The sequence below is a fragment of the Streptomyces sp. NPDC050636 genome (assembly GCF_040654775.1).
In the GTDB taxonomy this organism is placed as follows: Bacteria; Actinomycetota; Actinomycetes; order Streptomycetales; family Streptomycetaceae; genus Streptomyces.
This window is the reverse complement of the sequence record NZ_JBFAIP010000008.1, coordinates 166,224-179,731: the sequence shown is the minus strand read 5'-3', so window position 1 is coordinate 179,731 and position 13,508 is coordinate 166,224. Positions and strand designations below refer to the sequence as shown.

General features: G+C 71.5%; 12 protein-coding genes. 4 read left to right on the top strand and 8 right to left on the bottom strand.

The features are described from left to right. Positions 1-668 (bottom strand): IS481 family transposase (locus AB0I10_RS11240; RefSeq protein ID WP_363152118.1); only part of this gene is annotated, 668 nt, incomplete at its 3' end. 298 nt (positions 669-966) lie between these two features. Here AB0I10_RS11240 and AB0I10_RS11235 point away from each other — a divergent pair. Further along, the gene (locus AB0I10_RS11235; RefSeq protein ID WP_363152117.1) at positions 967-1,941 is read left to right on the top strand and encodes a helix-turn-helix domain-containing protein; all 975 of its coding nucleotides are present in this window, start codon (positions 967-969) and stop codon (positions 1,939-1,941) included. Between the two features lie 129 nt (positions 1,942-2,070). Here AB0I10_RS11235 and AB0I10_RS11230 read toward each other — a convergent pair whose 3' ends face one another. Continuing rightward, positions 2,071-4,371 carry an MMPL family transporter gene (locus tag AB0I10_RS11230; RefSeq protein ID WP_363152116.1) on the bottom strand — a complete coding sequence of 767 codons (2,301 nt, stop codon included), beginning with the start codon at positions 4,369-4,371 and terminating at the stop codon, positions 2,071-2,073. A 271-nt stretch (positions 4,372-4,642) separates the two neighbouring features. Between AB0I10_RS11230 and AB0I10_RS11225 the strand changes: the two genes are divergently transcribed. Continuing rightward, entirely contained in the window at positions 4,643-5,626 is a 984-nt protein-coding gene (locus AB0I10_RS11225; protein WP_363152115.1) for a hypothetical protein, read from the top strand. Positions 5,627-5,696: 70 nt separating this feature from the next. On the opposite strand, the gene AB0I10_RS11220 is transcribed toward AB0I10_RS11225, so the two are convergent. From AB0I10_RS11220 to AB0I10_RS11195, 6 genes are all read right to left on the bottom strand, one after another. Continuing rightward, on the bottom strand, positions 5,697-6,266 hold the full coding sequence (locus AB0I10_RS11220) for a DUF4291 domain-containing protein (RefSeq protein ID WP_363152114.1): 570 nt from the start codon (positions 6,264-6,266) through the stop codon (positions 5,697-5,699). Between the two features lie 97 nt (positions 6,267-6,363). After that, a complete protein-coding gene (locus tag AB0I10_RS11215; protein WP_363152113.1) occupies positions 6,364-7,311 on the bottom strand; it encodes an NADP-dependent oxidoreductase in 948 nt (315 codons plus the stop codon). Between the two features lie 213 nt (positions 7,312-7,524). Next, entirely contained in the window at positions 7,525-8,742 is a 1,218-nt protein-coding gene (locus tag AB0I10_RS11210; RefSeq protein WP_363152112.1) for an ABC transporter permease, read from the bottom strand. Further along, positions 8,739-9,512, bottom strand: a complete 774-nt coding sequence (locus AB0I10_RS11205) for an ABC transporter ATP-binding protein (protein ID WP_363152111.1) — start codon at positions 9,510-9,512, stop codon at positions 8,739-8,741. Before AB0I10_RS11205 ends, AB0I10_RS11210 begins: the two co-directional genes overlap by 4 nt. Beyond that, a complete protein-coding gene (locus tag AB0I10_RS11200) occupies positions 9,509-10,654 on the bottom strand; it encodes a peptidoglycan-binding protein (protein ID WP_363152110.1) in 1,146 nt (381 codons plus the stop codon). The genes AB0I10_RS11205 and AB0I10_RS11200 overlap by 4 nt, the downstream gene beginning before the upstream one ends. Further along, entirely contained in the window at positions 10,644-11,147 is a 504-nt protein-coding gene (locus AB0I10_RS11195; protein ID WP_363152109.1) for a hypothetical protein, read from the bottom strand. The genes AB0I10_RS11200 and AB0I10_RS11195 overlap by 11 nt, the downstream gene beginning before the upstream one ends. A gap of 270 nt (positions 11,148-11,417) precedes the next feature. Here AB0I10_RS11195 and AB0I10_RS11190 point away from each other — a divergent pair, with 270 nt between their 5' ends. Then, positions 11,418-12,137: a response regulator transcription factor gene (locus tag AB0I10_RS11190; protein ID WP_363152108.1), complete on the top strand. Its 720-nt coding sequence runs from the start codon at positions 11,418-11,420 to the stop codon at positions 12,135-12,137. Then, complete coding sequence (locus AB0I10_RS11185) at positions 12,134-13,465, top strand: ATP-binding protein (protein WP_363152107.1); 1,332 nt, start codon at positions 12,134-12,136, stop codon at positions 13,463-13,465. The genes AB0I10_RS11190 and AB0I10_RS11185 overlap by 4 nt, the downstream gene beginning before the upstream one ends. Positions 13,466-13,508 lie beyond the last annotated feature (43 nt).

The window sequence follows — 13,508 nt, the reverse complement described above, 5'->3', positions numbered from 1 at the left end:
TTGTCGGTCAGCACGCGTTCAACGGTGATGCCCCGGGCGGCGAACCAGGCTGTTGCGCGGGTGAGAAAGCCGGCGCAGGTGGCTGCTGTTTCGTCGGAGAGATCTTCGGTGTAGGCCAGGCGGGAGTGGTCGTCCAGGGCGGTGTGCAGGTAGGCGGTTCCGGCGCCGTTGCGGTTCTTGCGTCCGGCTGCCCTGCCGAGGACCTTGTGGCCGCCGCCGTCTGGGATGCGGCCGAGCTTCTTGACGTCGATGTGGACCAGTTCGCCTGGCCGGGCTCGTTCGTAGCGGCGTACGGGTTGGCCGGTGGCCCGGTCGCAGGCGGCGAGCGCAGGCAGGCCGTGACGGGTCAGGATCCGGTGGGCGGTGGAGGCGGCAACACCGCAGCGGGTGGCCAGCCGCACTGGTCCGATGCGGTGCTCGCGTCGCAGGCGCACGACGTGGTTCTCGACGGCGGCCGGGGTGCGGCGCGGCTGGTGGTGCGGGCGGCTGGAGCGGTCGCACATGCCCGCAGTGCCCATCTGCCGGTAACGCGCTGCCCAGCGGGCGGCGGTGGTGTGGCTGACCTGGAAACGCTCGGCCGCCCGGCGCAGCGGCCACCCGTCGTCCACGACGCACCGCGCCAGACGCAGCCTGCCGGTCGGGGTCAGCGGGGCATTACGGTGGGACACGAGGGCCTCCTGAGTACCGGTGGAGTGTCGCAATCCACACCGAACCCAGAAGGCCCTCACCCGTTCAAGCACCCAGCACGCGTGTCACCAACGTGCCGGGACAGCACAACTAGGGCCTTTCCGACCCTGACCCATCGGACCGGCCCTAGGTGTGCCGTCCGGCCGCCGTACTACCGTCGCCGCATGCAACGGGCCTGCGCGGGGGCCGCCGCGGCATGGAACCGCAGCGTCCAGCACACCGTGTATCACCTGGTGGGAGCGCCCTTTGACCTGCGGTTTCAGAATCGGGGAAAGACTGTTGTTGGACGAGCTGGCGTTCCACAGTGACGACGTGCCCGCGCCGGACCGGTTTGACTACTGGGCCGAGCTCCTGGGGCGTACCCATGCCCCCATGGAGCTGCGCAGCGACTACGTCGACGACTTCCAGGCTTCCCAGCGCGTGCTGGACCTCGGTGCTGTCACCGTGTGGTCTGCCGCCTTCCAGCCGCTGGTCTTCCGGCGCACACCGAAGCTGATCCGGCAGTCCGACCCCGAGGCGTACCATCTCTCACTCGTCGTACGCGGGAGCGGGGCAGGTGTGTGGAGGCACCGGGAAACCCAGTACAAGCCGTACGACGTGTTCATCAACTCCTCCTCGCTGCCGAACGACGTCCACAGCGCCGGGACCCCGGTCCAGACGGTGGCGCTGGAGATTCCCAAGGCCCTGGTGCCGCTACCGCGCGACGTGGCCCGCCGGATAGTGGGGGCGCCGGTGTCGGCCCGGGACGGGATGGGCGCCCTCCTGGGACGGTTCCTGACCCAACTCATCCAGGACACCACCCCGTACCAGCCCGCCGACGGGCCCCGACTGGGCACGGTCCTGACCGATCTGGCCGCCGCGCTCTTCGCCCACCTGCTCGAAGCCGGGAACTGCCTCCCCCCGGAGACCCACCGACGGACCCTCACCCTGCGCATCCAGGCGTTCATCCGGGACAACCTGCACGACCCGCACCTCACCCCAGCCACGATCGCCGCCGCGCACCACATCTCCACCAGCTATCTGCATCGCCTCTTCCAGGACGAGGACGCCACAGTCGCCGCCTGGATCCGTCGGCGACGACTGGAGGCGGCCCGCCGCGACCTCACCGACCCAGCACTCCACACCATCCCCATCCACGCCATCGCCACCCGCTGGGGATTCCCCCGCGCAACCGACTTCAGCCGCGCCTACCGCACCGCCTACGGCACCACCCCCACCGACCACCGGCACCAGGCCCTCCACAGCCACGAGTGAACGCATTGCCAACACAGTTGTGCACTCAGCACTCACGACTCACCGGCCGCGTTCCGACACCCTGGAGGACGTGAGTTCGAGTGCGCGGGCGCGGCAGCTGCCACGCGGGGGTCGGCAGCTGCCGCGCGCTCACCCGGCCGGCTCCCCGCGCGCCGCCGGTCCGGTCGCAGTGGCGGCGGTCTCGGCCTCCCCCTCGGTCGCCACCTGGGGAATGAGCCGGTCGAGCCAGCGGGGTGTCCACCAGGCGGACTCGCCGAGCAGGGTCATGACCGCGGGCACGAGAAGCAGCCGGACGATGGTCGCGTCGATGAGCACGCTGGCAGCGAGTCCCAGGCCGAGCATCTTCACCACGATGTTGTCGCTGATGATGAAGGCGGCGAAGACGCTGACCATGATGAGCGCGGCGCAGGTGATGACGCGCGCGGTGATCTCCAGGGCGTGGGCGACGCTCGCCTTCGGGTCACGGGTGCGCAGCCAGGCTTCGTGGACGCGGGTGAGGAGGAAGATCTCGTAGTCCATGCTGAGTCCGAAGAGGATGGCGAACATCATCATCGGTACGTAGCTCTCGATCGGTACGTCGCCGGAGACCCCGAGTGCCGGACCGCCCCAGCCCCACTGGAAGACGGCCACGACGACGCCGTACGCGGCGGCGATCGACAGCACGTTGAGCACAGCCGCCTTGACGGCGACGAGCACGCCCCGGAAGACGGCGAGGATGACGACGAAGGCGAGGCCGACGACCACGGCGATGATCAGGGGCAGCCTGCTGGAGACGATGTCCAGGAAGTCGACTTGGGCGGCGGTTGTGCCCGTCACATAGGTACGGGCATCGGTACCGGACACCGCCTGGGGCAGGACGTCGTCCACGAGGTGGTTGACGAGTTGGGTGGTTCTCTCGTCCTGGGGGGCGGCCACGGAGTACGCGGTGCCGATCAGCACATCGCCGTCCGAGGTGGGCTTCAACGGGGTGATCGTCGCTGCGTCGGGCACATCGCTCAAGGCGTTCTGCGCGGCGGTGGCGAGTGCGGCGCGGTCGGCCTGCGGGACGTCGGTCTGGTCGATGACGAGGGTCATGGGTCCGTTCGAACCGGGACCGAAGGCAGCGAACATCAGGTCGAAAGCGCGCCGGTCGGTGAAGGACTTCGGATCGGCTCCGTCGCCGATGTGTCCGAGCTGTATGGAGAAAAGCGGGATCGCAAGGACGGCCAGGACCGCCACGCCGGATGCCAGGAACCACCACGGGCGGCGCTCCACGCGCTGGGCGTAACGGTGCCAGGTGCCGTGGGCCTCGCCGGGTTCGGCGTCGGTCTCGGCGACGGGCTTGCGTACCCGCAGCTTGTCGATGCGTCGGCCGAACAGTCCGAGCATTGCGGGTACCAGGGTGAGCGCGCCGAGCACGGCTGTGACCACGGTGACGGCGGCGGCCAGGCCCAGCTTGCCGATGAAGCTGATTCCGGAGACCCACAGGCCCGACAGAGCGATGACGACCGTACAGCCGGAGACCAGTACGGCGCGGCCGCTGGTGGCCGTCGCGAGGCCGGCCGCGGTCACCGGGTGCTGCCCGTTCATGAGGTTCTGGCGGTGCCGGGTGATCAGGAAGAGCGAGTAGTCGATGCCGACACCGAGACCGATCATCGTGGCGAGCGTCGGCGAGACCGTGGCGAAGGTGAACGCCGCGGCCACCAGTCCCAGGAGGGCCAGTCCGCAGATCACCGCGATGAGCGCGGTGACCAGGGGCAGTGCCGCCGCCACGATGCTGCCGAAGCCCAGCAGCAGCACCAGGATCGCCACGCCGAAGCCGATCGCCTCGCTGACCCGGTCGTCGGGTTCGGGCCGGGCCAGTTCGCCGAGCGGGCCCCCGTACTCCACGGTCACGCCGGCTGCGCGCAGCGGCTGGACGGCCGTGTCCACCCCGTCCAGGTAGGTGGAGCCCAGCGTGGACGGCTGGACGTCGAATCGGACGGTGATGTAGGCCGTCTTGGCGTCGGTGGAGAGCGGCCCGACGTTGTGGGCCCCGGCGGGTGGTGGCGTGGTTCCGGGTGCGGGCAGGGGGCTCTGCGCGCTGAGCACATGGGGCAGCTTCTGCAGACTCGTCACGACGGTCGCGATCTGCCCGCTGACGTCGGTGAGCGGCTTGGCAGTGTCGTGCAGCACGATCTGGGCGCCGTATCCGCCGGCGGTGGGTTCGTGCGCCTTGAGGACGTCGAGGCCGTGCTGCGCCTGGGAGCCCGGAAGGGTGAAGTTGTCCGAGTAATCGCCGCCGTGTGCACGCCCGAGCGCTTGGAGTCCGACCAGGGCGGCCAGCCATAGGACGATGACGGTCACGAAGTGGCGGGCACACCATTCGCCGATACGCCGCAGCGCACCCTTGGGACGCAGCGGGGTGGCGTGTTCGGAGGGACGGCCGGCTGCGGGCGGTGGCGATGACATGCGTACTCCCGACGGCCGACGGCGTTGCGGCGGCCACGGTCCGTGGGTGCCTTCGCTCGGGGCTCCCGAAGGGTGACGTTTCTTGCTACCGACAGTGAAGGGCGCACCGGCCCGCGCGGCACCTCCGGGCGGGCCAACGGGTGACCGGAGGGGCGGGAGGCCGCTCCTCCGGTCACCCGTTGGCACCGTCCCCGCTCGCGGGCGGGGGCCGTTCCGGCTTGCCTGATACATGGCCGTACGTAGTCCGCCGGGCAGGAAGGACCAGGACGCGATGCCAGCGAGCGCACCCGTACGCGTCGGCGGCCGGGCGGTGGAGGCGGAACGGCTGCCGGCGCGGCCCCGGCGCGCAGGGCGTGCGCTGGGCGGGTGGTTTCTGCTGCTGGTCGGGGCCCTGCTGCTGCCGTTGAGTCTGGCCGCCGTGTGGGCCCGTGCCGAGCTCACCGACACCGAGCGCTATGTGCGGACGGTCGCCCCGCTCGCCGCGAACCGCGCCGTCCAGAACGCCATCGTCGACGATGTGACGAACGGGGTGATGCAGCATGTCCGGCTCGACGGGCTGCTGAAGGTCATCCCGCGCGCCGAACGGCCCGCACAGCGCCTGCGTTTCACCCGCGGCATCCGCGAGTTCGTCGACAAACAGGTGCGCCAGGTCGTCACCGGCCGCTCCTTCCCGGGCGTCTGGAACGGTGTGCACCGCACCGCGCACCAGGCCCTGGACGGCACCCTGACGGCGTCCGGCAACGCCCCGGTGACGGTGGACTTCACGCCGGTCATCGCACGTGTCAAACACCAGCTGTCCGGCAACGGCCTGGGCATCGACATCGCCCGCCGGGTGCCGCGCACCGGCGCCCGGATCGTGCTGCTGAAGTCCCCGGACATCCCCCGCGTCCGCTCCGTCTACCAGGCCGTACGCACCGGAGCGCTGCTGCTGCCACCGACCGCGGCGCTCTGTCTGCTGTCCGGCCTGCTGCTGGCACGGCGCCGGCGGCGGGCCCTGATCTGCGCCGCGGCGGGCTGCGCGACGGCCGCCGCCCTGCTGGCCGCGGCGCTGGCGCTGATCCGCACCCGCACGCTGGACGCGCTGCCCGCCGCGGTCTCCCGCCCGGCCGCCGATGCGTGCGCGGACACGCTCACGGGCTCGCTGCGTACGAGTGTCTGGGTCGTCATCGGCATCGCGCTGCTGACGGCCACGGCCGCAGCCGCGCTACCGCCGATGGCCCGCGCGCTGCGTTCGATGGCCCGGCCGCGGCCTTAGGGGCTGCCCGGTGATCAGGGCCTGGTGACCGGGAGTCAGCCGCGGAGAGGGGCTGACCTCGGTCAACCGCTCAGCCGTCGATGCCCAGCCGGGCCGCGGTCGTCCGGGACACCGGGTACACCCGCTCCTGGGGAACCAGCCGACGCGCCTTCGCGGCCTGGCCGCCCCGCACCAGCGCGGCGGCCTTCCGCACCTGCGCCGTGAGATCGGTGAGGCCCACCACCCACTCCTCGGCGAACGTACGGATCAGGTCACGGCCGATACCGACCTGGATGCTGTAGTGATCGAGTGCCGCGCCCCGCAGTGAGCGTTCGGGGTCCCACTGCACATGCACCGCGGCCCGCGCGACGTCCCCCGGGTCCGCGGTCGTCAACACGCCCTGGGAAAGCGCCTCTTCCCACCCCTCGCGGGCGATCCGCACCGCCAGGACGCGCTGCTGGCCCGGCTTCTGCGCCCAGTTGCTGCGGTGCATGAGCCACCTGAACGACGGCTTGATCCAGGTCATGCGGTGGAACGAGAACGGCGGCACGAACCGCCCCGCCCGGAGGGCCGGATCGGCGACGGACGGCGGGTACGCCTGGTAGACGACGACGGTGCCGGCGTCGTGGTCGGCACGGATCTGGTGCTGGGGCGTCGACATGGCGGACAGACTGCCCGCGCGGCCGGGCGGGGCACCAGCGGATTTCGGGGCGGGCGTCCGGAGACGGGCAGCCGTGTGCCGTGCCCCGGACGGCCCGTCAGCCTGAGATCGCCAGCACCGTCTTCCCCTGCGCCCGCCCGTTGCGGCTCGCCGTGAGGACGTCCGAAGCCTCTTCCAAGGCGACCTCGCGGCCCACGAGAACCGTCAGACGGCCCGCGTCGACCTGGCCGGCGAGGATGTCCAGGAGCTGGGGGGACGGGCGGTTGACGAAGTTGAAGCCGCGGAGGTTCTTCTCGGTCAGGGCGTCCGCGTCGGCCGAGCCGATGGTGGAGACGGCCGTGCCGCCGTCCCGTACGGTCCGGGTCATCTCGTCGAACTCCTCGGGGCCGCTGGCCAGATCGATGAGGACATCGACGCCGTCCGGGTGGGCCGCCAGGACCTGGTCGGCGACGCGGCCCGCGGTGTGGTCGACGGTTTCGGCGGCGCCCAGCGTCCGCATCAGCTCGGCCTTGGCGGGGCGGGCGGTGGCGATCACCTCGGCGCCGCGGCCGGCCGCGAGCTGGGTGGCGAGGGTGCCGACGCCGCCGGTCGCGCCGACGATCAGAACCCGTCGGCCCTCGCTGACCCGGGTCTCCTCGACGAGGTTGTACGCGGTCATGCCGGCCGTCGGCAGTGCCGCGGAAGTGGCGTAGGTGACGCTGCGGGCGGCCGGGGCGATGGCGTTCTCGTCGGCGACCGCCAGTTCGCAGTACGAGCCGCCGCCCTGCTCCGGCCGCTGGAACTGACCGAAGACCGCGTCGCCGACCGTGAAGCGCCGTACCCCGGTGCCGGTCGCGAGCACCTCGCCCGCGCCGTCCGTCCCCAGGACCAGGGGGAAGGAGGCCGGCACGGCATCGCCGAACGTACCGTCGGCGAGCTTCCAGTCGACGGGGTTGAGTCCGGCGGCGGCCAGCCGCACCAGGACCTCCCCCGGCCCTGGTTCGGGCTGTGGCAGATCCATGAGCTGCGGCTGTGCACCGAATGCGCTGACTGCTACGGCTCTCATCGTGGCGTTCCCTTCCACCCTTCCGACCGGTGGCCGGTGTGGATCGTAAGCACGCCGGTGGGGCCGGATGCGGCAGGACGGTAGGCGGTGCCCCGGAAGCAACTCTTACGGCCCCCCGGTCCTGGCCCGACCGGCCCCTGTCCTGGCCCGACCGGCCTGTCCGGCGGACGGAACCCCGGCCGGGCCCCCACGCCCGGCCAGGGTTCCCTCGCCCTACACGGCCTGCAGGGCGAGCGTCGGCGACAGGCGGGCGGCGCGTACGGCCGGGTAGAGGCCGGCGACGGTGCCGATCACCAGCGTCGCGCCGAAGCCACCGCCGACCGCCCAGAGAGGCACCACCCACGGCATGCCGCCCGAGGCCGCGAAGGCGTAGGTGGCGGCGGCGCCCAGGACGATGCCGGCGACCCCGCCCAGCCCCGACAGCAGCAGCGACTCGGTCACGAACTGCAGCCGGATCTGGCCGCGGGTGGCGCCCATGGAGCGGCGCAGCCCGATCTCGTGCCGGCGTTCCAGCACCGAGATGATCATGGTGTTGGCGACGCCGACACCGCCGACCAGCAGCGCCACCCCGCCCAGCCCGAGCAGCAGATTCGTGAACGCGCCCTCGGTCGCCGCCTTGGCCTGGAGCGCCGAGGACGGGTCGGTGACCTGGACGTTGCGCGGGTTCTCGGGATCGACGGTGTGCGGGATGAGATCGCGTACGGCATGCACGGAGGCGTCCGTCGACCGCTCGTAGAGGGAGGTGGGGTGGCCGTCGAAGGCGAGCAGCCTGCCCGCGGCGGACCAGCCCACGAGGGCGGACCGCTCGATCTCCGGGGCGAGCGGCAGCGGGCCGAGGATGCCGACGACGGTGAAGTACCGGCCGTCGATGTAGACCTGCTGGCCGGGTCCGCTGATGCCGAGCCGCTGCGCGCTGACATGGCCGAGGACGACCGACGGGTAGCGGCCGTTGGCGGCGTTGAGCCAGGTGCCGGACGCCATCGAGCCGCGCAGGGTGCGCAACAGCCCCTCGTCGGCGGCCTTGAGCGTGATGCCGCCGGTCTCCTCCGCCGGGATCTTCTCGCTGCGCCGTACCGACTGGCTCAGATCGCCGGTGGCCCCGACCTGCCGCACCCCGTCGATCCTCCCCACCATGCCGGGGGCGTCCTTCGACAGCTTCACCTTCTCCCCGAACAGCCCCTGGCCGGGCGAGACGACCAGCATGTTCGTGCCCAATGCGTCCAGTTTCCGAAGGAGTTGGGCCTTGCTGGAGGCGGAGATGCCGACCACCGCGATCATCGTGGCGATGCCGATGGCGATCCCCAGGGCGGACAGCACGACCCGCATCGGGCGGGTGCGCAGCCCCGCGGAGCCGACGTGCAGGACGTCGCGCGGGCCGAGGGACGCCGGGGAGAGCCTGGCGGTCCTGGTACGTCTCGTCGCTCGGCTCATCGCTCGGCGCTCCCGGTGGCGGCGGTCGGCCGCCCCCCGTCCGCGACCACCTGGCCGTCACGGATCCGCACCTGCCGGGGCAACTGTGCGGCGATCTCGCTGTCGTGGGTGATGACGGCGATGGTGGCGCCCTCCTTGTTGAGGTCGTGCAGCAGCGCCATGACCGCCGCTCCGGAAGCGGAGTCCAGCGCGCCGGTCGGTTCGTCGGCCAGGAGCAGATCCGGTTCGCCGACCACCGCCCGCGCGATGGCCACCCGCTGCTTCTGACCGCCCGACAGCTCGTGCGGGCGGTGCGACATCCGGTCCGCTAGGCCCACCCGCTCCAGCGCGTCCGCCGCCCGCCGACGGCGCTCGGCGCGCGGCAGCCCGGAGTAGAGCAGCCCCTCGGCCACGTTGTCCCGCGCACTGATGCCGGGCACAAGGTGGAAGGACTGGAAGACAAAGCCGATGTGCTGGGCGCGCAGCGCGGAGACCTTGCGGTCGCTCAGCTTGGCGATGTCGTGGCCCGCGATGGTGACCGCGCCGGCCGTCGGGCGGTCCAGGGTGCCGACGATGTGCAGCAGGGTGGATTTGCCGGAGCCGGACGGGCCGACGATGGCCAGCAGTTCGGCGCGCGCCACCCGCAGGTCCACCCCGCGCAGCGCGGCGACCCCGCCGGGGTATTCCTTGGTGACCCCGGCGAGCTCGACGACGTGATCGGTGCGGTCGACGACGGCCGGAGGGTTGGGAGTTCCGGGAGTTCCGGGAGTGAGGTCCGTGGCGGGGTTCATGCCTTCGGCACCCCGACCTTCGTGCCCTCCTTGAGGCCGCCGCCGGAGATCTCCACCCGGCCCTCCCCGAACATGCCCAGCTTCACCCGTACTTCGCGTGCCTTGCCGCCCTCGACGACCTGGACGCCGAAGCCGCCGCCGGGGAGCGCGAGCAGCGCGTTGACCGGCACGGTCAGTACGTCCTTGCGGACCTCGCCGACGACGTCGACAGTGACCGGCGAGCGGTCGAAGGAGGTGACCTTGCCCGGGTCCTCGAAGGTGATCCGGGCGGTGATCTTGGGGGTCTTGCCCCCGGGGTCGCTGCCCTCCTCGGTGACCGTCCGGTCGACGGAGGCGACCTTGCCCTGGGCGGTGCTGCCGCCGGGCAGGTTCACGGTGACCTCGGTGCCGGGCTTCGCCAGATCGGCCTGCTCGACATCGAGCTTGATCAGGACCTCCCGCGCGGACCCGGTGGTGGTCAGCACCGGCCGGCCGGGCGCGGACTGGTCACCGACCGCCATGTCCTTCTTGTTGATCCGCACCGAGCCGGGCTGGAAGGAGATCTGGTCCGGGCCGGTGGTGCCGGTCTGCTTCAGATCGTGCGCCTTCTGCCAGCGCTTGACGGCATCGGTGGTGCCGGCCGTGAACTCGTCGTCCACGGCCAGCGCGTCCCCGTATCCCAGCGCGCGCAGATTCTCCTTCAACTGACGCACGTCGTCGCCCTCGTCGCCCTCCTTCAAGGACCGGTACATCGGCTTCTCGCCGTACATCAGCCGGACCTTGTGGCCGTCGACCTCGTAGAGCGCGCCGTCCCTCGCCACTGTGGAGCCGGTGGCCGGGAGCCAGGTCAGGGTGCCGGCCGCACCGCCGTTGACCTTGCGTTCCCTGGCGTAGCCGAGCGTGCCGTCGACCTGGGTGCTGCTGCTGAGGTCCTGCCGTGCGACGGTGTCGGTGGCCGGCGGAAGGGCGCTCCTGCCGCCGCGCTGCGGCCCGGGGTCCGGCCGTCCGGTGACCGAGCCGACCGCCGCGCCGCCGCCGGCCAGCAGGGCGGCGACGACCAGCGCGGAGACCAGATACTTCGTCTTCCGGCGGCGTGGGGCGACGGCCGGGCCCCGTGCCGGGGCGACGGCCGGGCCTCCCGCCGTGTCCGCCTCAGCCGGCATTCTGGCCACCACACGCCTTGTTGGCCTTGTCGAACTTCTTCTTCTCCGCGCCCTGCGGAATGGGCATCGCCTTCTGCATTCCGTCGCCGAACTTCGGGTCGGGCATGTTGAAGCCGTTCTCCCGCATACACCGGGCGTACTTCAGCGCCTTGTCCTTGTCGGCCTGGCTCGGCCCGTTCTTACCGGCATTGGGACCACTGGACTGGCATGCCTTGAAGGCCTTTTTCATCGTTTCCGGATCGGTCTTCGAATCGCTGCCGACGACCATGCTGCGCGGGTCCTCACCCGCCTTGGGCTCCTGGACCTTCACGCCGTGCTCCCGCAGGCACTGGCGGTGCTTGTACGCCGCGTCGGCTTCCTTTCCCTTGCCGTTCGCGTCCGAGTCGGCGCCCTTGCCGTTGCCGCTCCCGCCCCCGCCGGAGCAGGCGGTGGCGAAGATCGCCAGACCCGCCATCAACGATGCCGCCGCGACCGACGCCCTGCGCTGCCTCATGGATTTCCTCCGTGCCGAATACGGATGTGACCGACGCTGCAGAGGCTGGCACCGGGCCGCATTTCGTTTCTCTAACGGGCAGACGGGAGCGAACAGAGAATGCACAGGGAAGGGACAAGAAACGCACAGGGGGATGGGCGAGCAGGGAACAGCCATATCGCCGAGAAGGACGGCCGGCCGTGGCTCCACGGCGGTGAATTCGCTGGTGCGCGGCCTCGCGTCGATGGTGTTTACATCGCCGAAAGGTGCTCCTCGGGTACACATGACGCCATGCGCGTTCTGGTGGTGGAGGACGAGGAATTCCTCGCCGAAATGATTGCCGAGGGGCTGCGCCGCGACGCGATCGCGGCCGATGTCGCCCACGACGGCCGCGAGGCGCTGGCCAAGCTCCGGCTCGGCGCCTACGACGTGCTCGTCCTGGACCGCGATCTGCCCGGCCTGCACGGCGATGAGGTCTGCCGCCATGTCGTCCAGCAGCAGCTGCTGACCAGGGTGTTGATGCTCACCGCGTCCGGCACGGTGAGCGACCGGGTGGACGGCCTGGGCCTGGGCGCCGACGACTACCTGACCAAGCCCTTCGCGTACGCGGAGCTGCTCGCCCGGGTCCTGGCGCTCGGCCGCCGCGCCCGGCCCGCGCTGCCGCCGGTCATCGAACAGGCCGGTGTCACCGTCGACACAGCGCGCCGGCTCGCCGTCCGCGACGGCCGTCAGCTCGCCCTCTCACGCAAGGAATTCGGGGTCCTGGAGGTGCTGCTGCGTGCCCAGGGGGCGGTGGTCAGCGGCGATGACCTGATCGAGGAGGTCTGGGAGGAGCACACCAGCTACCGCACCAACGCGGTCCGCGTCACGCTCAGCAAGCTGCGCGCCAAGCTCGGCGAGCCACCGGTGATCGAAACCGTCCCGGGCGCGGGCTACCGAATGAGCGGCGGGGCACGGACGGACAGCGGGCAGCCGATGAGCGACGGTCAGCGAACGGGTGACGAAGGATGACCTCCTCCCTCTCGGACCGCCGTCCGTTCGCCCGCTGCCCGCTGGGCCGCCGCTGGCTCCCCGGCAGCGAACGCGTCCAGCTCACCGGCCTCTACGGCGGACTGCTGGTGCTGGCCGGCGCAATGCTCATCGGCCTGGTCTATTTCCTCGTACGGCAGGGCCTCTACTCCACCCTGATCACAGCCGTCACCACCGCCGCCCCCATCCGGCCCGGCCCCCTCGCGCCGTCCGGCGCCACCACCGGCATACCCGTCCCCGCCCGCACCATGGCGCCCGCCTCCCCCGCCCCCGGAACCCACCTGCCGTTCGGCGACGGCGGCCTCTACAGCGCCACCAGGAACATCACCGACGCCGCCGAACAGGCCGCGCTCAGCCGTCTGCTGACCGTCTCCCTGATCGCGCTGCTGCTCTTCGCCGTGATCTCGGTGGCGCTGGCCTGGTGGATGGCCGGCCGCGTACTGCGCCCGGTCTCGGTGATCACCAGCACCGCCCGCCGGCTGTCCGCCGCCAACCTGCACGAACGCATCGCGCTGGACGCGCCGCCCGGCGAACTCAAGCACCTCGCCGACACCTTCGACGGCATGCTCGACCGCATCGAGCATCTGGTCTCCGCGCAGCAGCGGTTCGCCGCCAACGCCGCGCACGAACTGCGCACCCCGCTCGCCGTGCAGCGCGCCGCCGCCGAGATCGGTCTCGCCGACCCGGACCCGGCCAACGTACGGCGCATCCGCGGCAAGCTGATCGAGGTCGCCGAGGACAGCGAGCAGCTGATCGAGGGGCTGTTGCTGTTGTCCGTCTCCGACCAGGGATTGCAGCGCCGTGAGCCGGTGGCGCTCGGCGCGCTCACCGCGACCGTCGCCGCCGAATACGCCGACGACGCCTGGCAGCGCGGCCTGACGATCGCCACCGATACCCTCCCCCGAGCTCTTGAGGAGCAGGGGGCACCCCCATCGTCGGCCGTCGGCACCGATACCTGCCCGCTGACCGTCGACGGCGACCCCGTCCTGCTCGCCCATCTCGTACGCAATCTGGTCGCCAACGCGGTACGCCACAACCAGCCCGACGGCCGCATCACCGTCCGCGTCGACGGCCGCACCCTGGAGATCACCAACACCGGACCGGCCGTCCCCGCCGACTCCATCCCCTACCTCTTCGAGCCGTTCCGCCGCCTGGAGGAGCGCCGGCACGCCCCCGGCGAGGGCGCGGGTCTGGGCCTGTCCATCGTGGCGTCCATCGCCCGCGCGCACGCCGCCACGGCCACCGCCCACCCCAACCCGGGCGGCGGCCTGACGGTGCGGGTCGTCTTCCCGGATCGGCTGCCCGGCTGACGCTCCGGTGGCGGGCCTCGGGCTTCAATGGATCAATGAGTCA